This window comes from Actinoallomurus vinaceus (genome assembly GCF_039542055.1).
GTDB lineage: Bacteria > Actinomycetota > Actinomycetes > Streptosporangiales > Streptosporangiaceae > Actinoallomurus > Actinoallomurus vinaceus.
The window spans coordinates 367386-388115 of record NZ_BAABHK010000007.1; the positions used below are offsets into that span (position 1 = coordinate 367386).

17 protein-coding genes and 2 pseudogenes are annotated in these 20730 nt (G+C 67.4%); 8 read left to right on the top strand and 11 right to left on the bottom strand.

Annotation, left to right across the window (positions count from 1 at the left end; translation table 11 throughout):
• Positions 1–106: 106 nt before the first annotated feature.
• On the bottom strand, positions 107–2209 hold the full coding sequence (locus ABEA24_RS25935; protein ID WP_345433658.1) for an ATP-binding protein: 2103 nt from the start codon (positions 2207–2209) through the stop codon (positions 107–109).
• A gap of 89 nt (positions 2210–2298) precedes the next feature.
• On the opposite strand from ABEA24_RS25935, the gene ABEA24_RS25940 reads away from it, so the two are divergent.
• The 4 genes from ABEA24_RS25940 to ABEA24_RS25955 are packed head-to-tail and all read left to right on the top strand — an operon-like array spanning position 2299 to position 6851.
• Entirely contained in the window at positions 2299–3612 is a 1314-nt protein-coding gene (locus ABEA24_RS25940) for an ABC transporter substrate-binding protein (protein WP_345433659.1), read from the top strand.
• Between the two features lie 14 nt (positions 3613–3626).
• On the top strand, positions 3627–4622 hold the full coding sequence (locus ABEA24_RS25945) for a carbohydrate ABC transporter permease (RefSeq protein WP_345433660.1): 996 nt from the start codon (positions 3627–3629) through the stop codon (positions 4620–4622).
• Positions 4615–5472 carry a carbohydrate ABC transporter permease gene (locus tag ABEA24_RS25950; RefSeq protein ID WP_345433661.1) on the top strand — a complete coding sequence of 286 codons (858 nt, stop codon included), beginning with the start codon at positions 4615–4617 and terminating at the stop codon, positions 5470–5472. Before ABEA24_RS25945 ends, ABEA24_RS25950 begins: the two co-directional genes overlap by 8 nt.
• 32 nt (positions 5473–5504) lie before the next feature.
• Positions 5505–6851, top strand: a complete 1347-nt coding sequence (locus ABEA24_RS25955) for a GH1 family beta-glucosidase (protein ID WP_345433662.1) — start codon at positions 5505–5507, stop codon at positions 6849–6851.
• A gap of 150 nt (positions 6852–7001) precedes the next feature.
• Here ABEA24_RS25955 and ABEA24_RS25960 read toward each other — a convergent pair whose 3' ends face one another.
• The 4 genes from ABEA24_RS25960 to ABEA24_RS25975 all read right to left on the bottom strand — a co-directional run bounded on the left by ABEA24_RS25960 (position 7002) and on the right by ABEA24_RS25975 (position 10312).
• Positions 7002–7643 carry a class I SAM-dependent methyltransferase gene (locus ABEA24_RS25960; protein WP_345433663.1) on the bottom strand — a complete coding sequence of 214 codons (642 nt, stop codon included), beginning with the start codon at positions 7641–7643 and terminating at the stop codon, positions 7002–7004.
• A gap of 109 nt (positions 7644–7752) precedes the next feature.
• Entirely contained in the window at positions 7753–8418 is a 666-nt protein-coding gene (locus ABEA24_RS25965; RefSeq protein ID WP_345433664.1) for a class I SAM-dependent methyltransferase family protein, read from the bottom strand.
• A 158-nt stretch (positions 8419–8576) separates the two neighbouring features.
• Positions 8577–9125 carry a flavoprotein gene (locus ABEA24_RS25970; RefSeq protein WP_345433665.1) on the bottom strand — a complete coding sequence of 183 codons (549 nt, stop codon included), beginning with the start codon at positions 9123–9125 and terminating at the stop codon, positions 8577–8579.
• Positions 9122–10312: a helix-turn-helix domain-containing protein gene (locus ABEA24_RS25975; RefSeq protein ID WP_345433666.1), complete on the bottom strand. Its 1191-nt coding sequence runs from the start codon at positions 10310–10312 to the stop codon at positions 9122–9124. The genes ABEA24_RS25970 and ABEA24_RS25975 overlap by 4 nt, the downstream gene beginning before the upstream one ends.
• A 384-nt stretch (positions 10313–10696) precedes the next feature.
• Here ABEA24_RS25975 and ABEA24_RS25980 point away from each other — a divergent pair, with 384 nt between their 5' ends.
• From ABEA24_RS25980 to ABEA24_RS25990, 3 genes are all read left to right on the top strand, one after another.
• A complete protein-coding gene (locus tag ABEA24_RS25980; RefSeq protein WP_345433667.1) occupies positions 10697–10987 on the top strand; it encodes a hypothetical protein in 291 nt (96 codons plus the stop codon).
• A complete protein-coding gene (locus tag ABEA24_RS25985) occupies positions 10984–11217 on the top strand; it encodes a hypothetical protein (protein WP_345433668.1) in 234 nt (77 codons plus the stop codon). The genes ABEA24_RS25980 and ABEA24_RS25985 overlap by 4 nt, the downstream gene beginning before the upstream one ends.
• 288 nt (positions 11218–11505) lie before the next feature.
• Positions 11506–11982, top strand: coding sequence for a hypothetical protein (locus ABEA24_RS25990; RefSeq protein ID WP_345433669.1), 477 nt, complete (start codon positions 11506–11508; stop codon positions 11980–11982).
• Between the two features lie 450 nt (positions 11983–12432).
• Here ABEA24_RS25990 and ABEA24_RS53695 read toward each other — a convergent pair.
• Positions 12433–13003 (bottom strand): annotated as a pseudogene (locus tag ABEA24_RS53695) (transposase); the annotation flags it as partial.
• Between the two features lie 499 nt (positions 13004–13502).
• Between ABEA24_RS53695 and ABEA24_RS26000 the strand changes: the two are divergent.
• Positions 13503–14447: a hypothetical protein gene (locus ABEA24_RS26000; RefSeq protein ID WP_345433671.1), complete on the top strand. Its 945-nt coding sequence runs from the start codon at positions 13503–13505 to the stop codon at positions 14445–14447.
• Positions 14448–15316: 869 nt separating this feature from the next.
• Here ABEA24_RS26000 and ABEA24_RS26005 read toward each other — a convergent pair.
• The 5 genes and pseudogenes from ABEA24_RS26005 to ABEA24_RS26025 form a co-directional block, all read right to left on the bottom strand.
• Complete coding sequence (locus ABEA24_RS26005) at positions 15317–15700, bottom strand: hypothetical protein (RefSeq protein ID WP_345433672.1); 384 nt, start codon at positions 15698–15700, stop codon at positions 15317–15319.
• Between the two features lie 47 nt (positions 15701–15747).
• Positions 15748–16506 (bottom strand): hypothetical protein, encoded by a 759-nt coding sequence (locus ABEA24_RS26010; protein WP_345433673.1) that lies wholly within the window; start codon positions 16504–16506, stop codon positions 15748–15750.
• Positions 16507–16610: 104 nt separating this feature from the next.
• Positions 16611–16943, bottom strand: coding sequence for a helix-turn-helix domain-containing protein (locus ABEA24_RS26015; RefSeq protein ID WP_345433781.1), 333 nt, complete (start codon positions 16941–16943; stop codon positions 16611–16613).
• A pseudogene (locus tag ABEA24_RS26020) lies at positions 16888–18264 on the bottom strand (DUF3987 domain-containing protein). Before ABEA24_RS26020 ends, ABEA24_RS26015 begins: the two are co-directional and overlap by 56 nt.
• 203 nt (positions 18265–18467) lie before the next feature.
• Positions 18468–20663 carry a discoidin domain-containing protein gene (locus ABEA24_RS26025; RefSeq protein WP_345433674.1) on the bottom strand — a complete coding sequence of 732 codons (2196 nt, stop codon included), beginning with the start codon at positions 20661–20663 and terminating at the stop codon, positions 18468–18470.
• Positions 20664–20730 lie beyond the last annotated feature (67 nt).

The following is a 20730-nucleotide window of genomic DNA, read 5'->3' on the forward strand; positions in this document are numbered from 1 at the left end:
CCCAAGGACGGCCGTCCCGGAGAGCCCCCGCTCAACAGAGCCCGCGCTCGCCCCTTCCCCCTGTACGGGTGGGGTGCCCCCGCACCCCACCCGTAAGCTTTCGCCGTCACCGCGCGGCCGTCGGCTCGCCGAGCTCCCGGGCGACCAGTTCGTCGAGCGGGCGATCGGCGCCGTCCCGGTAGATCTCGTCGAAGCGGTCCGGCCCGAGGGCGTCCGCGAGGTACGTCCTCCACCGAAGGCGGGCGTCCATCAGCGCCGGGAACTGGTCCGGGGGCGAGCCGATCGACCGCCGTACCCGGTGGGCGGCCCCGAGAAGGCGGGCGGCGTCTTCCGGCCGGCTCGGCGCTAGGGTCCAGGCGAGCGCCTCCATGCACCGGGTGATCCCCCAGCGGTCTTCCAGGGCGTGCTTGATGCCGAGGGCCTCGCGGAGCAGCCGGCCCGCCCGGGCGATGTGGCCGCACCAGAGGTTCGCGAGCCCGGTCATCCACATGGCGTGTGCCTCGGCCCAGGCCGCGTCGTGCGCGCGGCAGATCGCCAGGGATCGTTCGCCGTAGGCGATGGCCTGCTCGTGCGCTTCGAGGTGCGTGCTCACGAGCGCCAGCTGGTAGAGGGTGAGCCACTCGCCGTCCTCGTCGCCCGCGGCGTGATGGTCCGTCAGCGCCTCGGTGAGGAGGAGGCGCGCACGGTCGTAGTGGCCCTGGAAGATCTCGGCCAGGCCGGTGAACTGCGCCACGCGCCGGAGCGCCGACGCGTCCCCGATCTCCCGCGCGAGATCACGACACTCTCCGAGCCGGGCGAGGCCCTCCGTGGTGTGCCCCTGCAGGAGTGTGAGCCATCCGGCGGTCCACAACGCCCTCGCCCGCGCCGGGTCGGGCGCGGAGCTCCGGTCGAGGGCCCGGTCCAGCCAGAAACGGCCCTTGCTGACCAGGCCGATGGCGAGGTAGTAACGCGCGAGGACGGCGCTGATCAGCAGTCCGGACGCGCCGCCGCCGGGAGCGGACAGGTGGTGGTCGGCCGCCACCCGCAGGTTGGCGCACTCCAGATGCAGGTGGGCGAGCGATCCGGCCTGGTGGCGGCTCATCGGGTCCCCCTCGATGCGTTCGGCGATCCGCAGAAAGTGCTCGCCATGTCGGCGGCGCATCCAGGCGTCGTCGGATGAGTGGACCAGCTCTTCGGCGCCGAACTCACGGATCATCTCCGGGAGCCGGTAGCGGAGGAAGACGTGCTCGTGGGGCTCTCTGATGACGATCGACATGTCCACGAGATCGGCGACGATGCGGCCGACGTCCTCGCGGCCGATGCCACGACCCGAGCACACCACCTCGGCGTCGCCGAGGTCGAACCCGCCGTGGAAGACCGCCAGCCGCCGCCACAGCGTCCGCTGCTCGGGACCGCACAGCCGGTGGCTCCAGTCGATCGCCGAGCGCGGGCTCGGCAGGTGTGCGGCGCCTGCGCCGCTGACCTCGGCGAGCGGTCCGAGGAAGCCGTCCAGTCGTCGCAGGATCTGCTCGACCGGCATCGTGCGCACCTTCACGGCGGCCAGTTCGATCGCCAGCGGGTTGCCTTCCAGGCGATGGCAGAGCCGGGCGACCACCGGACGGTTGTCGTCGGTCAGCCGGAACCCCCGAAGAGCGACCGCGGCGCGATCGGCGAACAGGCGGACCGCGTCGGACCGTGCGGCGGCGCTCGGGGGCTGGATGTCGTCCGGGTCCGGGGCGGGCAGCGGCCCCACGGTCAGCACCTGCTCGCCGGCGACCCGCAGGGTCTGCCGGCTGGTGGCCAGGATCCGCAGCCGGTCGCACCGCCGCAGGAGCGTGTAGGCGAGCCGTGCCGTGGCGCCCACCAGGTGCTCGCAGTTGTCCAGGATCAGCAACGCCCGGGCGTCGGACACGTGATCGGCCACGGCGTCGATCACGCTGCGCGTCGGCGGCTTCTGGAAGCCGAGCGTCGTCTCCTCCGCCCTGAGGGCTTCGGCGACCGCGTCGGCGACCATCTCCTCGTCGCGCAGCGGCGCCAACTCGACGAACCACACCCCGCCCGGGAACGAGCGCCCCGACCGCAGGGCCAGCTGCGCCGCGAGCCGTGTCTTGCCGACTCCGGGGCCGCCGGTGAGCGTGAGCAGCCGTCCCCGGCGCAGGGCGGCCTTGGCCGCGGCCAACTCCTCCCCGCGTCCGACGAACCGGTTTCCCCCGACCGGCAGGTCATCCACCCTGCCGAGGATAGGCCAGGCGCCCTTGACACCTTTATCCCACTCTTAAATCATGACTTAAAATTAGCCTCACGTGAGGAAGTGGCAGTATGAGCGTGCGGGTCCGTACCGCCATCGGCGCCGTGTTCGGCGCGACACTCCTTGCCGCGCTCCCCGGCTGCGGGGGCGGGACCTCGACCGGTGGTGGCGGCGACGGCCATCCCAAGACCCTCACCTACTGGGCGAGCAACCAGGGCGCCAGCCTAGAGGACGACAAGGCCAAGCTCACCCCCGAGCTACAGGCGTTCGAGAAACAGACCGGGATCAAGGTCAAGCTCGAGGTCGTCCCGTGGACCGACCTGCTCAACCGCATCCTCGGCGCCGCGTCCTCCGGCCAGGGCCCCGACGTCCTGAACATCGGCAACACCTGGTCGGCCTCCCTGCAGACGACGGGCGCGCTGCTGCCCTTCGACGACAAGAACTTCGCGAAGGTCGGCGGCAGGGACCGCTTCCAGGACTCGGCCCTCGCCTCGACCGGGGCGCCGGGGAAGGCGCCGACCGCAGTGCCGCTGTACTCCCTGGCGTACGGCCTGTACTACAACAAGAAGCTGTTCGCGGACGCGGGCATCACGAAGCCGCCGGCCACCTGGGACGAGCTCGTCCAGGACGGCAAGCGGCTCACCGGCGGCGGCCACTACGGCCTGGCCGTCGAGGGCGGCAACGTCTCGGAGAACATCCACCACGCGTTCGTCTTCGCCAAGCAGCACGGCGCCGACTTCTTCGACGCGGCCGGCAAGCCGACTTTCACGTCGCAGGGCGCGGTCGACGGCGTCAAGCAGTACGTCGACTTCATCGCGCGCGACAAGATCGCCGCGCCGGGCAACGCCGAGTACGCCCAGAACGAGTCGGTCGCCGACTTCGCGAACGGCAAGGCCGCCATGCTGCTGTGGCAGGCGGCCGGGGCCAACCTGCAGAAGCACGGTATGAAGCCCGACCAGTACGGCGTGGCGCCGGTCCCCGTCCAGTCCGGCACACCCGGACCGGGCAACAACATCGACACGATGGTCGCGGGCATCAACATCGCCGTCTTCAAGAACTCCGGCAACCTCGACGGCGCGCTGAAGTTCGTGCAGTTCATGACGGGCGACGCCGAGCAGAAGAAGCTGAACGGCGAGTACGGGTCGATCCCGCCGGTCAAGACCGCCTCGCAGGACCCGGCCTTCAACACGCCCGAGCTGACCGTCCTGCGCAACGCCATCGCGACCAGCGCGGCGCCGCTCCCCCAGGTGCCCAAGGAGTCGCAGTTCGAGGAGCTCGTCGGCGGAGCCGTGAAGGACCTGCTCGCCGACGCGGCGGCCGGACGCCCGGTGACGACGCAGTCCGTCCAGGCGCGGCTGGCCAAGGCCCAGCAGCAGATGCAGTAGGCGTGCCGCCCGCGATGACGACGACCGTGCACCGTCAGGCGCCTCCGGCCGGACCGGACCCTCGTCCCGAGGACGACCGGAGACGCCTGTTCCGCATACCCGACCGGGTCCGCCGGGGCGGCCTGCCGTACCTGCTCCTGCTGCCCGCGCTGATCTTCGAACTCATCGTCCACGTCATCCCGATGGTGCTGGGCGTGGTGATGAGCCTGAAGGAGCTCACGCAGCTCTACATCCGCCAGTGGTGGCAGGCGCCCTGGACGGGGTGGGGCAACTACCGGGTCGCCGTGGACGTCAACGCGCCCATCGGCCGGGCCCTGCTCGACTCCTTCCTGGTCACCTGCGCCTTCACCGTGCTGGCCGTGGGCCTGTGCTGGCTGTTCGGCACGGCCGCGGCCGTCCTGATGCAGGACCACTTCCGGGGCCGCGGCGTGCTGCGCGCGATCTTCCTCACGCCGTACGCGCTGCCGCTGTACGCGTCCGTGATCGTCTGGGCGTTCATGTTCCAGCACGACAACGGGCTCGTGAACCACGTCCTGCACGACCAGCTGGGCGTCACGAGCAAGCCGTCGTTCTGGCTGATCGGCGACAACAGCTTCTTCTCCCTCCTGGTGGTCTCCGTCTGGCGCAACTGGCCCTTCGCGTTCCTGTGCGTGATGGCCGGACTGCAGAACATCCCGCGGGAGCTGTACGAGGCCTCGGCGATCGACGGCGCCGGGATCTGGCAGCAGATCCGGCTGATCACGCTGCCGTCGCTGCGGTCCATCAACCAGGTGCTCGTGCTGGTGCTGTTCCTGTGGACCTTCAACGACTTCGCGACGCCGTACGTGCTGTTCGGCAGGTCGGCTCCGGCCGCCGGGGACCTCATCTCCGTGCACATCTACTCGGCCTCGTTCGTCACCTGGAACTTCGGCGCGGGTTCGGCGATGTCCGTGCTGATGCTGCTCTTCCTGTCCGTGGTCACCGCCGCCTACCTGCTGCTCACCTCCCGAGGGAGGAGGAACCGTGGCTGAGCGCTCGCCGACGGCGCCACCGCCGTCCTTCGTCTGGACCCGCCGGATCGTCCTCACGCTGCTGACCGTCTTCGCGCTGCTGCCGGTCTACGTGATGCTGAGCAGCTCGCTCAAGCCGCTGCGGGACGTCTCCGGCGCCTTCCGCTGGATCCCCGAACACGTCACCTTCCGCCCGTACGCCGACATCTGGCGCACCATCCCGCTCGGCCGCTACTTCGAGAACTCGATCATCGTGGCGAGCGCGGCGACCGGGCTGTCCGTGGTGGTGGCGGTCTTCGCGGCGTACGCGGTGAGCCGGTACCGCTTCCGCGGCAGGCGTGTCTTCACGGTCACCGTGCTGTCCACCCAGATGTTCCCGGGCATCCTGTTCCTGCTGCCGCTGTTCCTGCTCTACGTCGGCATCGGGAACGCGACCGGGATCGCCCTGTACGGCTCGCGCGCCGGGCTGATCCTGACGTACCTCACCTTCTCGCTGCCCTTCTCCATCTGGATGCTGGTCGGCTACTTCGACGCGATCCCCCGGGGACTCGACGAGGCCGCGCTGGTGGACGGGTGCGGCCCGCTCGGCGCGCTGTTCCGCGTCATCGTCCCCGCCTCGCTCCCCGGCATCGTCGCGGTCGCCATCTACGCATTCATGACCGCCTGGAGCGAGGTGCTGTTCGCCTCGGTCATGACCAACGACACCACCCGGACCCTCGCCGTGGGCCTGCGCGCCTACGCGACCGAGACCGACGTTTACTGGAACCAGGTGATGGCCGCCTCGCTGGTCGTCAGCGTGCCCGTGGTCGCCGGATTCCTGCTTCTGCAGCGTTACCTGGTCGCCGGTCTGACCGCCGGAGCCGTCAAGTGAAGGTCGCCGTCACCACAGAAAGGCACCACTCCGTGGATCACCTCAGCCTGCTCCCCGTGGACTTCGCATGGGGCGTGGCCACCTCCTCCTACCAGATCGAAGGTGCGATCGACGAGGACGGCCGGTCCCCGTCCATCTGGGACACCTTCAGCCACACTCCGGGGAAGGTGGACGGCGGCGACCACGGCGATGTGGCATGCGACCACTATCACCGCTGGCCTCAGGACATCGAGATCATGAAGCGGCTCGGCGTGACCGCCTACCGGTTCTCCATCGCCTGGCCACGCGTCATGCCCGGCGGGTTCGGTCCCGTGAACGCTCCCGGGCTGGCGTTCTACGACCGGCTCGTCGACGCCCTGCTCGACGCGGGCATCACGCCGTTCCCCACGCTCTATCACTGGGACCTGCCGCAGGTGCTCCAGGACGCCGGGGGCTGGACGAACCGTGACACCGCCCGGCACTTCGCCGACTACTCCGCCCGCGTCGCGGAGAGACTCGGCGACCGCGTCACCGACTGGGCCACCGTGAACGAACCGCTGTGCGCCGCCTGGATCGGCCACCTCGAAGGCCGGCACGCACCGGGCATCGCGGACGTCAAGGCGGCCGTGCCCGCCTCGTACCATCTGCTCCTCGGTCACGGGCTGGCGGCGCAGGCCGTACGGGCCGCCGCGCCCGGCGCACGCGTCGGCATCGTGCACCTGCTGAACCCCGTGGAGCCCGCCGGCGACTCGGCCGCCGACGCCGCGGCGGCCGCCCGCTTCGACGGGCACACGAACCGCTGGTGGCTCGACCCGGTCTTCGGACGGGGCTTCCCCGCCGACATGCTCGAGGTGTACGGGGTCGACCTTCCCGAACAGCCCGGCGACCTCGAGACCATCGCGGCGCCGCTGGACTGGCTCGGAGTGAACTACTATCGGCCGGCCGTCGTCGCGGACGACCCCGACGGCGCTCCGCCGTACGTCCGGGAGACCACGCCGACCGGCCGCCGGCTCACCGGCATCGACTGGGTGATCGAACCGGACGGGCTGGAGGGCATCCTGACCCGGGTCGCCGAGGAGTACCGGCCGCCCCGGATGTACGTCACCGAGAACGGCTCCGCGTGGACCGACACCGTCGACGGCGGGGGGGTGCACGACCCGGAGCGCACCGACTACCTGGAAGGGCACCTCGCGGCGTGCGCGTCGGCGGTACGGCGCGGCGTACCGCTGGCCGGGTACTTCGCCTGGTCGCTGATGGACAACTTCGAATGGGCGGCCGGCTACGCGCCGCGCTTCGGGCTCGTCCACGTCGACTTCCCCACGCAGCGGCGGACCGTCAAGGACAGCGGGCTCCGCTACGCCGAACTGATCCGCTCCCACCGAGAGCGGACGGGCGCCTGACCTCCCCCGTCGGGCCCTCGCGCGCCCGACCGCAGACCGTGGCCCTCGCCGGAATCGCCTCCCGGCGAGGGCCACGCTGTTCGACGCACCTGGTATCGGCGGCTCCCACTGCGCTGAACCGGCCTCAGCCGAGAACGAGACCTCGATCCTTCAGCGAGGGCTGGTGGGTGGTTCGGCGATACCGACGAGGAAGTTCCCGCGGAGCCGGATGTCGGCGGACCAGCCCAGGTCGGCGAGGTCGGTGGTGAGGGTGTCGGGGTCGTGGAAGATCTTCACGATGTTGTAGCTGCTGCCGTCCTCGAGTCGGCGTACCGTCGCGGCGACTTCTTCGCGTGCGGCTTCGGCGGGGCCTTCGTCGACGAAGACCGCTTTGCCATGCGGGGCGAGCGCGGCGGCGACGGTCGTCCAGAAGGCGGCGAACCGGGCGGGCGGGACGTGGGAGAGCCAGAAGGCGAAGAAGACGGTGTCGTAGCGGCGCGGTGGCTGCCAGGAGAAGATGTCGGCCTGGTGGAACCGCACGTTCGGCGATGCGGCTCGGGTGCGGGCGATGGTCAGCGTCTCGGGTGAGGCGTCCACAGCGGTGACCGTTCGCGCTCGGGCGGCGAGTGCCTGGGTCCACTGTCCCGTTCCGCAGGCCAGTTCCAGCGTGTCTCCGGTGATGGGGAGGTCGCCGGCCACGGTAAGCAGTTCGCGCAGGTCTTCGCGCTGATCGTAGACCCGGTCGTATTCGCCCGCGCGGGCCCGGTAGTAGGTGATCTGCTCGGCTACAAGAGCTTCGTCGTTGATCGCCACGTTTCGACCATAACGGTGTAGCCGATCATGGACCAGGGCCGTCCGCGGCTACCCACCCGGCCAGCTGAAACGACGTCTAAGTGCGCGGCTGGAGTAACGGCAGACTCTGTCAGGCGTCTTCCGCCTGTGCTCTCGTTCCCCTGAGCACGTCGTATCCGACGAAGGTGAACATGCGCATGCCCGGGACTAGCGGCTGCGGCTCGCCGGCGAAGCGATGCACACCGACACCGAAACCCACATCCCGTTCCGACAGCCACTGGAGTTCGAACCCGCGCGCCTCGAACCACTCACAGATCAACGGCACCCGGTCGGGACTCTCGCGATGACGGGTCCAGAGGACGGTGCCACCGGTCCGGCACAGCTGGGAGCAGATGTCGATGGTCCGCTCGATGTCCTCGTCGGTAATGTTGCCGAACACTCCGCAGACCAGTACGAGGTCCGCCGGCACCATGCCGCGATAGTGATCGGTGAGCGAGGCGTCAGCGGCCACCACGTCCACCTGATGTAGCCCGGCGGCATGCGCCGTTTCCTCGGCGAGCGCGGTGTTCCGGGCGTCCAACTCGACCAGCCTTGCCCGGACGTCATCGCGGCGCGGGTGGTCGGCCAGCACCTCCAGCAGGTCACGGCCTTGCCCGGCGCACAGGCTGATCACCCGCAGGGAACCCGAAGGGCTGTGGTCCAAAGCTGTTCGGACCTGTGCTTGAACGACCTGCAACCGCCGAGCCAGCCCCGAGCCAGGGTGATCGTATTGATCGTGCCAGGTCCGCCAGTCCATGACGGCGACACTATGAGGATGACGCTCGCCGAGCGACTCTATTCCGATCGCTTTCCGCCCGGCCGCAGCCCCGGCGTCACCGCCGAACGCCAACCGCCGCCGACGCAGTGGCCCGGGCCGCAGGTGAACCGTCTCGCGGGCCCGCGTCGTGAGCCGGGTCAGTCCCGCCCGGCTGCCCTGTCCTCCAGCGCGTCGAGCGTCATCGTCCAGGGGTACTGATCGAGGTGGTCGCTGCCCACGCCGGGGTCGTGCAGCGGGTAGACGTCCGGGCCGAACAGGACGGTGACTCCCCAGGACCGCAGGCGCCCGACGTTCTCGGCGAACGCCGGATGGGCGGCGTGCGCGCGGTTCGTGAACGGCAGCGCCACGATCGGCAACTCCTTGCCGATGCCCTCCACCAGGATGCCGAGGGCCAGGGTGTCGCAGATGCCCGCGCCCCACTTGTTCATGGTGTTGACCGTGGCGGGCGCGACGATGACGGCGTCCGGCGGTGGCAGGACGTCCGGAGTCCCCGGCTCCTTGTAGTCGGTGCGCACCGGATGGCCGGTGATCCGCTCCAGCGCCGCCACGTCCACGAAACGCCGCGCCGACGGTGTCGTGAGCACGCACACATCCCAGCCCCGTTCCTGCGCCGGGCGGACCAGCCTGGCGACCTCACGCGCCGGCGGCGCCGCACACACGATGACGTACAGCACCCGAGCGGTCATACCCGAACCCCGGACCGCTCGGCGAGACGGGCGAGTTCGAGCGGCGGTGCGTTCCGCGAGCGGCGGAGCAGGTCGGCGATCGTCGCTTGTGCCACAGGTCGGCAGCGTACCTCCCGGGACGCCGTGGTCTCGGCTTCGAGCAGCGCCCGTACCGCCCGATCTCGGTCACCGACCTGGCCGTACGCTCGCGCGACGTCCACGAGCAGTGCCGCCCGGCGCTCTTTACGCAGCATCCGCATGCTGTCCGCGTCGATCGTCGCCGCGATCTCGATGGCTCTTCCTCCTTCGCCGAGCGCCAGTAGCGCACCGACCCGGTGCAGCAACACATTCGTCGAGTCGAACGCGAGCCGGTGGTGGTTGCTGCCGGGAGAGACGACCCGTGCTGCGTCTTCCGCCTCTGCGACAAGATCCCTTACGCCTACCTGATCGCCTGCGGTCGCTGCGGCGATCGCGGCCTGCAGGAGGACGTGCCCGTAGAGCGCCCGATCAGCCTCATCACGCAGTTCCGACTGAAGGGTCTCGGCCAGCGAAATATTCAGGGCCTGCGCCTGCCTGGCGCGCCCGATCGACAGCAAGGCGTTGGCGATGCGGAACCCGGTCGCCGCCACCACGATTGCATCTCCGCGTTGCCTCGCCAGTGTCATGCCCCGATCCCCCGCCAGCCAGGCCAGAGAATGCTCACCGAGCTTTCGGAGCGTCGATGACGCTAGCTGATAGACCTCGATCAGCAGGAGGGCCGATCCATCGTCGTCCCATGCCGCATGCCCGTGCTGGGCCTCCTCGATGATCCCTGGCAGGACAAGGCTCACGACGTCGTAGTCGGCGAACTCGAACGCCGCCCACGCATGCTCGACCCGACGTCGCAGAGCGGCAGTATCAACTGGAGACCCAACAGGGGATGTCAGCGGATACCGCTCAAGGGCCGACTGAATCCGCGCGACTTCCGCGTCTTCGAGGCAGGATTCGGCACGACGGACAGGGTCTTCGCCGATCAGGGCGGACATATCGACCCGAAGTACCTCACAGATAAGGTCGAGCATGGAAAGCCGACCGGCGCTCCGCATGCCGCTCTCAACCTTGGTGACCCAACTCTTGGAACGACCAAGACGATCAGCGAACACCGCTTGCGTGAGGCCACGACGGCGACGCCAGTAAGCGATGCGTCTTCCGAGATCTCGATCATTCACGGCGAGCTTTCCCTTCGCACCCGATCATCGATCTTTCGCCTTCAGCATGACAGAGGTGACACGTCCTGTGTAACCGCTCTACGGAGCCCGGAAATAGTTTCGCTTCATGCCCAGCCACTCAAGCCGTTCATTGCACCCCAGCGCGCCACCAGTTCCGCGCCCCGATCCGCTCGTCTTCTACGAGTGGATCATCGAGGGTGATGGCTGCTCCGGAATATCGATCAATCTTCCACGCGCCATAGTCGCACTGGCCGAAACGCTCAGAGGAATGCGTGAAGGCCAGGGTCTCGTTTGTCTCATCACGCTGGTCCACGGCGGCGGATATCCGACATATCGCCGGTTCTCGGTCCTCTGCCGGGCCGCCTGCGAGGACGGTGTGGTGACATGGCGCTGACCCACCTCGATGTCCAGCGCGTCGGCGAGGCATACCAGGCTATGCAGTGGCATCGAGGCTGGCTGATCATGTGGTCCCTATGGCACCGGACCTTCACTGCGTTCTGCTGCTTCTCCGTCGAACCACTCGTCCTGGACGCGCCGACCATCGAGCACCTGCTTCCCCGGCTACGAGAGGTCGAACTGCACCACAGCATCACCCACCCGACCGTCGGAGCAACGGCCGTCCCGGCACGCTCCGCTCCTCATGGAGTCCTCATCACGAAAGGTAGGGTCCGATGACCAGCCCGACGAACCTCGGCTCCGATGCCACGATCCGACGTTTCACCACCGGCCTGGCGAGCTGCCTGTTCCAGTACGAAGACCAAACGCCCGATGACGCATTTGCGCTGGCCGAACGTAAGTCCGAGCATCTGGCGGAGCTCCGGCGGACGCTCGGCTGCCTGCTCGACATCCTCGCCGACTGGGAAACGACCGTCGGGCCAGGTCAGAATAAGAACCCGCGAGGATAGGCCGCGAGTCCAGCGCCAGCCAGACGTCGGCCTCGGATCCTGACTTAATGCTTCAAGCGGGATGGCAGCGAATTGCACCACAATTCGCCCCGCCCCGGTTAGGTTCGACGTGTGGGGTGGCGGAGCGGGTTGAGAACGTGGGCGGCGTTGGCGGCGGGGCCGGCGCTGATCGGTGTAGGCGTGGCGCTGGCCGCCGGCCCCAGTGCCGACTTGACGGCGTTCGAGCGGGCCCCGTACTGCACGACGCCTCCGCCGGCCGATGCGAGTCAGTGCGTAACGCGGCTTGCGATGACCGTCATCCGGCAGTCCACGTACACGACCGAGGACCCGGACCCGCCGGATCCGCCGCAGTTCCCGCCGCCGCAACCGCCGCAGCCGCCCCCGATGGGGCCGTTCCGGGTGGTCCTGCCGACCGTGGCGAGTCTGCGGGTCGTCGCCGCCTTGCGGACCACCCACTACAAGATCACCGTGCGCACCGCGGACGGGCGGTACCACGACTTCGAGGTGGAGCACGGCTTCTACAAGGTCGCCGAGGCCGGCACCGTCGGCACCGCCGAGATCTGGCATGGCCGCGTGGTACGGCTGCGGATCGGCACGCACATCGACGACGAGTGGGCGGACTGGAAGCTGGGCATCCCGGTCTTCATCGTTCTGGCAGGGGTGATCGTCTTCGTCGTCGTGGGGATCCGCTTCGTCAAGCGCGGCATCCGTGAGCGCAGGCTGAGGCGGCGCGTCACCCGCGTCCGCGAATCCCCGTACGGCTGAGGCCCTCGCCGGTATCCGTCTCCCGGGATCAGCCCCGTCCGACGACCGTGTCCTCCAGCGCGTCGAGCGTCATGGTCCAGGGATACTCATCGAGGTGGTCGCTGCCGGTGCCGGGCTCATGCAGCGGGTAGACATCCCGGGCCGCACAGGACGGTCACTCCCGCGACCGCAGCCGCCCGACGTTCTCAGCGAACGCCGCACCATGGACGGGCGGTAGCACGACTTCGAGGTCGGGGACTAACTGAACCAGAGTCCGTCCAATACTCGCAAGGCGATCGATTTGGCCAACCGCCGCAACAGGGACAGACGGCGCCCGACCTGCACGGGACAAGTAGGGCGCCATCCCATCACCCTCCGGCCATGTCCGACTGTGACCGGCCGTCGGCGACTCTCTGCGCCGAATGCGTGCCGAAATCTTTCTTCAATTGCCGATGCCCAGCGGTGACAAGCTTACGCGGTTTGGGCCAGGAAACGAGCCTTCTCAGGCCTCGCGGTCTCCAGGCTATGGATCGCCTTGGCGAGAAAGCCGGCGCGATATGGGCAGCAGCGGAGTTCATAGGATACGCCAGGGCATGGTCGGCGTTCGCACGTTCGCCAGGCCCGCGTAGCCGGGCGGGGACCGGTTGGCCATCGCCTGAGACTCCTGCTTTGTTCTTCCCCCATACGACGCCCAGACGTCGCCTGCGCCGTGGTCACCCTTGTCGGCCAGCACGATGCACCCGATGCTTTCCAGCGTCAGATACGGGCGGCCATAGTGTCATGCACGCTACCGGAAGCGCACCAGACACCCGCACGATCTACCCGCTGGCGTTGGGATGACCTGCAAGTCCACGCCGTGCCGTAAGGCGTGCGTGGCCTCGCTGGCCAACTACAGCGTCCGATCGAGCCGGGGTGAGCGGCCAGCCAGCAGGTCGACGGTCTCGTTGACGTAGCACCAGGCGGTGACGGTCGATACCGCAAACGCCGGGGCCAGCTCGGCGAAGGTGTCATCTTTGCGCAGGTGGACCAGCACGAGCACGGCCTACAGAGCAAGGTGGAACACCCGGGACCTTGGAGACGATCTCCACAAGGCGCCAGCGGATCAGGCCGACGGTGTGGTTCAAGTCGGGTGTAACTGCGGCAGTGCGCACGGCAGAACAGCTACAGAAGCCCCTCGTCCGGGCGGGAGACTTTGGCGAAGAACTCACCTGCCAAAGGATTCGCCACCCGGAGCGCTTACGGCGGACTCGTGATCGAGCTGCGATCGGCCGCACCTCAGACACACGCCGAAAAGCCTCATTGACTGGCCACAACTGGCCATATGACGATGAGAAAGCTTCTCCTTGACTCAGGATCACACCGATCCGTATGTTGATCACGCTTGCCTGAGCCGACCAAAGCGAGGAGTTCGCATCATGATTAAAGGCATATCTATGCTCGCGGCCGCCACTATCCTCGGCATTAGCAATGTCGCGACAGGCGCTGGGCCCGCATACGCAGACACCTGCAGTTGGCAAGCAGGCAATCACTGTCGCGCCATCATGCACTGGAAGGTAAAAGCCATCAACGGCATCGGCGAATGGGTTAAGCCGGACTATCAGTGCTTCACCGTCACCGATACGTCAGCCTACTTTGTTAATAGTGAGATGTGGGCTGGATATGCCGATGACGAGCAATGGATCGAAGCAGGCGACACAGTCGGTCACCCATGGGGGTCGTCGGTAACCCACTTCTGGGCCGAAGGCAATGACGGCGACTATCACGAGTACAAGATCCCTGACGCCGCGACGAACTTCCCAAGGAACTTTACGATCGATCTCGACAGCGACAAAAAATGGAGGGTTCGACTAGACGGAATAGTGTCAGGGGTATCCACGCTGCCCGGAAATCCGGCAACGAACGCTGACGTGGGGATGGAATCCACCGACCCAAACGCCCGAGCCGAGGCTGAGATAGCAGCACTGGATTACACTGACACGAATGGCGGAATTCATAACGGCTGGAACTCGTCGAACTACCATCCGACTTCGTTCACGCGCGGTAATTTTTCTGTTGGCTGGATCACCAAGTACACCGACCTAGCCGTGAACGCCCAGACGTGCACGGACGCGCCGGCGAAACTTCCAAGGGCCGCCGAATCACAGGCCGCTCCAGTTACACCCGAAGGCATCAACAGAACAGTCAGTGGCTTCTTGCGGGGAAATGGAGACCTCACGCCAGAGCGAGTCGAAGCCGTGAAGACATCAAAGTCGGTCGTCGAACTGAATCGGAATGGAGGTACCCAGAATAAGGTTCCCGTGACCATCGTTCAGGCGGTAGGGAAATTCACGGGTCACCAGGCAAGACTTCCGGCCGGCAAGAAAATCCCGAGAGGAAGGTATCTGACGGTAACGCTCGAAACGGCGACGGGTAACGTATTGGATTGGGGCATAAGCTCCCGCTCGATCAACCTCCCCTCCCTTGGTATGGTGCAGAGGATACGGTAGTCGCACGCGGGTCAACCAGCATGTGGGCTGGCGCAGGTGGCGCCAGCCCACATACGCACATCGAAAGAATCGGCATGGAACTTCGGGAGATCGGCACTATCGGCGCTATCGCACTTCTGGCATCCGGGGTCACAGGGTGCGACTCCAACCCTCCTAGCACGCAAAGGGAGATCACTGGGAAAATACAGCTAGTCGGTGGCCCCTGGCCGGACCGACACATCGCCCCAAAGAAAGCGAGCGTTACAGTCACCGATTCCATGCATCGGGTCGTTCGGCGCGAGGTGGTTACATCGGGCAGCTTTAAGTTCAAGCTACCTGACGGCCAATATGAAATCAGCGCCCGCGCCGGAGATAGCGGACAAATAGCGTGCAGGCAACCTCAACATGTAGCGATACCCATAAGAAGCCGAGTGACTGTGCAGATTCTGTGCGATATTCGATAGATTTGCGATCGCAACCTTCAAAGATATGAGCCTCTTTCTCGTCCGAGAGTCTCGCGGGTCAAGCCATATTCAGCGACTGACCGCGGTCCGCGAAGGAAGGCGGTCCGGGCCGAAGGCCGCCAAAGCCGGGTGATGCCCTCGCGGGCACCACCCGAATATCAGGCCGCCATACACAGCAGATCTCGTCTGCGCCGAAGATGGGAGCTTGAGTGCGTTCCTCCGACCTGGCTAGTCCCTCAGCGCAGCGGAGATGCGGTGACGGATCGCTTGGTCCTGGTCGACCATGCATTTGGCGTAGGTCCGTAGCAGGACGTCCAGACTGTGACCTGCCCACTCGGCCACCTGCTTGGGTGGGATGCCAACGTTCAGCCAGATGGACAAGCATGTATGACGCAGGTCGTACGGACGTTTGGCCAACGGAGAATCCTACGCCTTCTCAGTGAAGACCTTCTCCCGAGCGTTGCGCCACACCCTCCGGATCGTCTCTCCCGGTACGACGTCGGCGCGGATTCCCCGGAAGACACGGCCGTCCTTGCCCGTCCCGAATTCGGCCAGGTGGGTGCGGAAGAGACGTACCTGAACGAGTGGTGTCGGAATGGGGCCACGGGTCTCCCCCTCCGCACGGTGTTTGGGACGATCGCGTGAGTCCCGACGTGCGCCGTCGTCCGTCCAGTCGCGAGCTACCTCGGGGGCAACTGGGCCAACGTACAACTCTCCCCAGTCCTGGTCCTCCGGCAGATCTTCGAACTGCTCCGTCTCGGCGTTCCACGCACGGTCCGGGAGGGTCAGGTTGTGCTCGAAGATCTCCACGGCTTCCTCGGGACGGAGTCCGCAGTAGAGCATCGCGCCGAACAGGGCTACCAGTCCTGCTCTCGAACCGCTCTAAGGAGCGCCCTCCCCTGGTTGGGGTTGACGACCGAGCGGCGGTCAACCTCCCCCGACGTCTTAACCCTGATCCACTTAAGACCCGTTAGCGGATTCTCGGTGAGCGTCTTCTTGACCACGGCGTATTCGAGCGCGTTGTGAAGGATGCCGCGATACTTCTTCGTCGTGACCGCCGCCATCCGCTTGCCATCCTGCTTGGTCGTGATCCTGTCGAGGACCGACCGCAGCATCTCCTCATCGCGCAGGGTATCCACGTTGCGGGTGTTCCGCGACACCCACTGAAGCACCTCGACGACGTCGGCCGGTCCGGATGGCCTCTGCTTGGTGTTGAACGCCCAGCGGGTCAATGCCCGACGGATGGCCTTGTCATCCGGCTTACCTCGGTTGGTGGAAAGCATCGGGAAGGTGGCCAGCATGAGCACCCTCGCAATGTCGGCGCGGTGCTTGGCGGACGCGTCCTTCCACTTCACGTCCGCATAGGCGCACGCGAAGCTATACCAGCTCATCCGGTTGGTGGCCTGGCACCATGAGACCGGTCGACCGGTCCTCACGTCGAAGGCTTCTCCAGCGCTCGCCGCCGCACGTAGCTGCGCCTCGAAGCTCGCGGCTTGCGCCTCGACGCGGTAGGGCTCCTTCCAGTGCTTCGAACCGACCTTCCATCGGACGTAGTACGTGGTGACCTTCGCGCCCTTGTAGACGTCCGTCTTGTAGATGCGGACGTCATAGGTCATGTCTTGCATCAGACGGCGTCCTCTCGTGCGTCCAGCCAGCGGTCAAGTTCGGTACGGCGGACGCGGAGGCCACCGTTGGGAAGGGTGATGCAGCGGGGCGCCTTCTACTTGGCGCGCCAGCCGTAGAAGGTCGAGCGAGAGATCCCGAGTTCGTCGCAGACCTCAGCGAGGGTGAGCTTGTCGCGGGTGCGTTCGGCGGTCTTCACGGAGCAGGTTCCTCCGGGGTTGTGATCGGTCGGGGTGACGTGGCCGGCGGCGTGCTTGGTGGCTGTTCGCCGGTCACGGTCGGTGTCTGCCAGGGCGGGACGGTGGCGGGCGTGCAGGGGTAAGCGCGTAAGCGGAAATGAGCAGAATGGTTTTTGCTGCTTTCGCTTACGTGCTTCAAGGCTTGGGAGCGGTCCGGCGTCGAGGCCGCCATGACGCTGTGTGGTGGTCATCGGCTCGCCTCCAGCGCGGTGGGATGCACCTCGTACAGCGGGGCGGAGGGGCGTCCGCGTCCGGTGCGTGGGGGGTGGCGGCAGGCGGCGGATCCAGCCGTGGGTCTCTAGGACGCGTAGGGCGGGGTCCAGGTCGGTGACCTTCTTGAATCGGGCGCGTAGCGCGGGTTGGACGTCGGGGGCGCCGAAGCGGGTGGCGCCGGTGTTGCTTGCCCAGGTGAGGATGGATTGCGTACAGCAGGCGTCCGAGTAGCCCTTGATCACGGAATTGTGGGGTGGCGCCGAGTTCGGCCAGGACGCCGGGCTGTGTGCAGATTCCCAGGGTGACCGTGGCGACTTCGATGTGCTCGGGTTCACGTCCCATGCGGTCGACGCGCATCTCTTCTCCGGCGTGGCCTTTCTTCAGGACGGCGAAGTTTGGGGCGCCGGACTAGCGTCCGGCGGCGATGGAGAAGATCTCGCCCTCGGGCGACAGGACGGCCATGCGTCCGTCTTGTTCGCACAGGAGCGAGGTGAGGACTTCGACGGTGGCGTCATCGGAGAACAGACGCGGCTTTGGCGGAACGGTCGCGGCGTCGAGGGCGAGCTTCGCCTCAGCGGCCTCGGTGATCGCTAGCGTCTTCTGTATGGAGTCCAGGCCGGTGGCGTTCTCAACTGCTTTCGCTGCCCTGTCGGCTTGGGCTTCGGCGACTCGGTGGGCGATGACCGCTCCGGCGATCGCGGGCTCAGCCTCGGCGATCAGGGACTTTTCCGCCTCTTGGATCGGGGCACACATCGACCGGAACACTTCGGACTTGCGGTTGCCGGGCGGCAGCACGACGACGGTGAAAAGGCTCGTCGGCTCACGCCATCCGGAGGCTTGCACCCACACCTTCCCGCCGACCGCAACGGCGAGCACGGCCAGGGCGAGGCAGCCTGCCAGGTCGGGCGGGGTCTGGGTGACCTCGGCCAGGCTCGCGACGTACTCACCGATCCAGCCCGGCAGCGTCCACAACGGGAAGCCGGGCAAGTCAGTGGCCGTCGCGGTCAGCAGGACGGGGCTCGACCATCCGCGCGCATCGGCGGAGGACAGGCCGGCGACTTCGGCGGTGACGGCGCCACGGAGGTTACCCGCGCTCTCGCCGGTGGCCTCTTGCCCGAGACGGCGGCACAGCTGGGCGACGCTGCCGTCGACGTTGACGGTTGGATGACCGGTTTGCCGGGCCTGCAATGTCGATAGCGGCGTCGAAGTGACTGGTGGATCCGACGCCAGGACTTCGCAGCTCGGACAGGACAGGTTCCATGACCCGCTGAGGCGGGCGCGCGCCTGGGGGGCGGGCACAATGCTCGGTGAAAGCCCGCGCTGCCGGGTGATTCGTCCCGATGACAGGCCAGGTCCCAGCGGCTTTACCGAGCGCTACGCCCGCCTCGTCGCCGCACCACACAGTGGGCGACCCGCCGCCCCGGGGGGCACTCGGCTTCGAGGACGGAAGGGCCCGCGCGACGGGGTGCCGCGCGGGCCACGAGGGGCAAGGGGTCAGCCGGTCACGGGTAGCTGACCACGTTGACCGGGGTGGTCGCGGTGCCCTGGGCGGCACCGCCGGTGTCGTTGATGACGTGGTCGATCGTGCCGTTGCCGCCGAGGGACACCGTCAGCAGGTCGTGGAACTTCACGCCGGAGGCGTTCGGCACCTCGAACGCGTGCGCCGCGTGGATCGAGGGATCGACGTTGAAGTAGCAGTAGCTGCCGACGCCCCAGGCCTCGTGCGTCGTGACGTTCGCGCCCACCTTGTAGGCGGCGTAGCCGTTGGTCGAGCCGTTCGTCCAGGCGGCCTGGTTCGGCGGGTCGTACGGCATCTCGTTCTGGAAGAAGTACGTCCGGCCGCGTTCGCCGTTCCAGACGACCTCGTACTTCTGGTAGTGCTCGACGAACAGGCCGTACGCCGTGACGTCGTTTCCGTTGACGATGAGACCGGTGTCGGCGGTGTTGCTCGTCCAGCCGACGCCCGAGCCGTGGTCGGCCCGCCAGGCCCAGATGTGGTCGATGATCGCGTTGTTGCTGTTGACGACGAGGCTGTTGGTCGCCTTGCCGACGCCGGCCCCGCCGATCCGGAAGAAGACGTCCTGGATCGAGGTCGGGTCGGTGGAGTGGTCGGCGGTGGATCCGCTCGGGCCGATCTGGAGCAGGTTCGGCGAGTTCGCCGAGCCGGCGTCGAAGAGCAGGCCTGCGATCTTGACGCCGTTCACGTCGGCGACGGACATCGGCGTGACGCCGTTCTGGGGCACCAGCGTGGCGTACCCGAGGCCGAGGACGACCGTGTCCGCACGGGTCACATTGAGCGTCTGGTCGATCTTGTAGACGCCCGGGGTGAACAGCAGGTTCAGGCCCTGGGCCAGCGCCTGGTTGAGGGTCGCCGCGCTGTCGGAGGGCTTGGCGACGTAGAACCGGCTCAGCGGGATGGACGAGCCGGCGGTGCTGCCGCCGCTCCAGGTGGTGCCCTGGGAGTTCTTCCGCAGCGCGGGCACGAACACCTGGTAGGCGCCGGAGGAGTCGACGTAGAGGAACGGCTTCTCCCGCGTCACCGGCGAGTTGGCCACGGTGGTGTAGGGCGGGTTCGGGAAGCTCTGCGCGGGTGCGCCTGACACCCCGCTGAACACCATGTTCCACACGCCGTTCAGCCATCCGCCGATCTGGCTGTCGCGGGTGAACCACTGCTGCTGTGAGTACGGCTGTACCTGGCCGTCGACCTTGGTGTCGGCGATGTAGCCGCCGCTGGCCCAGCCGTAGCCGGTCGGCGCGAGGTTCAGGTCGCCCTTGATGTGCATGCGGCGGAACGGCGCGGCCTGGGACACCGCCCACCGGTCGAATCCGCCGGACGGCTGCACGGCCAGGTTCTCCGCGGACCGCCAGAAGTTCTGGGTGGCGTTCCCGTTGAACCATCCGGCGTCGACGGTGACGCCGCCGTTGATGGTGACGTCGTCGGGCGACAGGCCGAGCCCGGCGATGGAGGTGTAGAACCCGATGTTCGCGTTGACGTTGTAGCTGCCGGGCTTGAAGAGCAGGGCGTACCGCTCGCTGCCGAACTGGTTGCTCTCCTGCTGCTTGAAGACGGTGTCGAGCCGGCTCTGGATGGTGGCGGACGACATCGACGGGTCGAAGACGATGACGTTCGATCCGAGGTCGCCGCCACCGGGGAGTGTGCCGCCGCCACCGGAGGCGGTGTGGACGGCGAACTCCCAGAGGGAGTAGCCGTAGCCGGTGGTGCGGGCGGTGCCGTACATGCGAACGTAGCGACCGGTACCCGTGACGTTCAGCGTCTCGGTGCCGCCCTGGCCGGTCGTCGTGGAGTAGACGGTGGTCCAGGCGGATCCGTCGGGCGAGGTCTGGATCTGGTAGGCCTTGGCGGCGGCGGTCTCCCACTGGAGCACCACCTGGCAGATGTCCTGGGACGAGCCGAGGTCCACCTGGACCCACTGCGGGTCGCTGAAGGCGCTGGACCAGCGGGTGCCGGTGTCGCCGTCGACCGCGTTCGCGGCGGCGAATCCGGCGTTCTCGGTGGAGGATGCGGTCGCCGGCCGGCCCTTGGCCGCGTCGTCGGTGCCGCATGAGGCGGCGCCGGCGGAGGGCACGAGGGCGATGAGGAGACCGGCGAGGAGCGCGACGACCGCGGCGGCCGACGCCGGTCGGAGTCGACGGGACCGCGGCCGGGTCCGGATGTCAGGGGCGGGGACGGGTTTCATCACATCTCCCGGGTCAGGGGCGGGGGAGGATCGGAGCACGGTGCGCGCACGGAGCACGTCCCCGTGC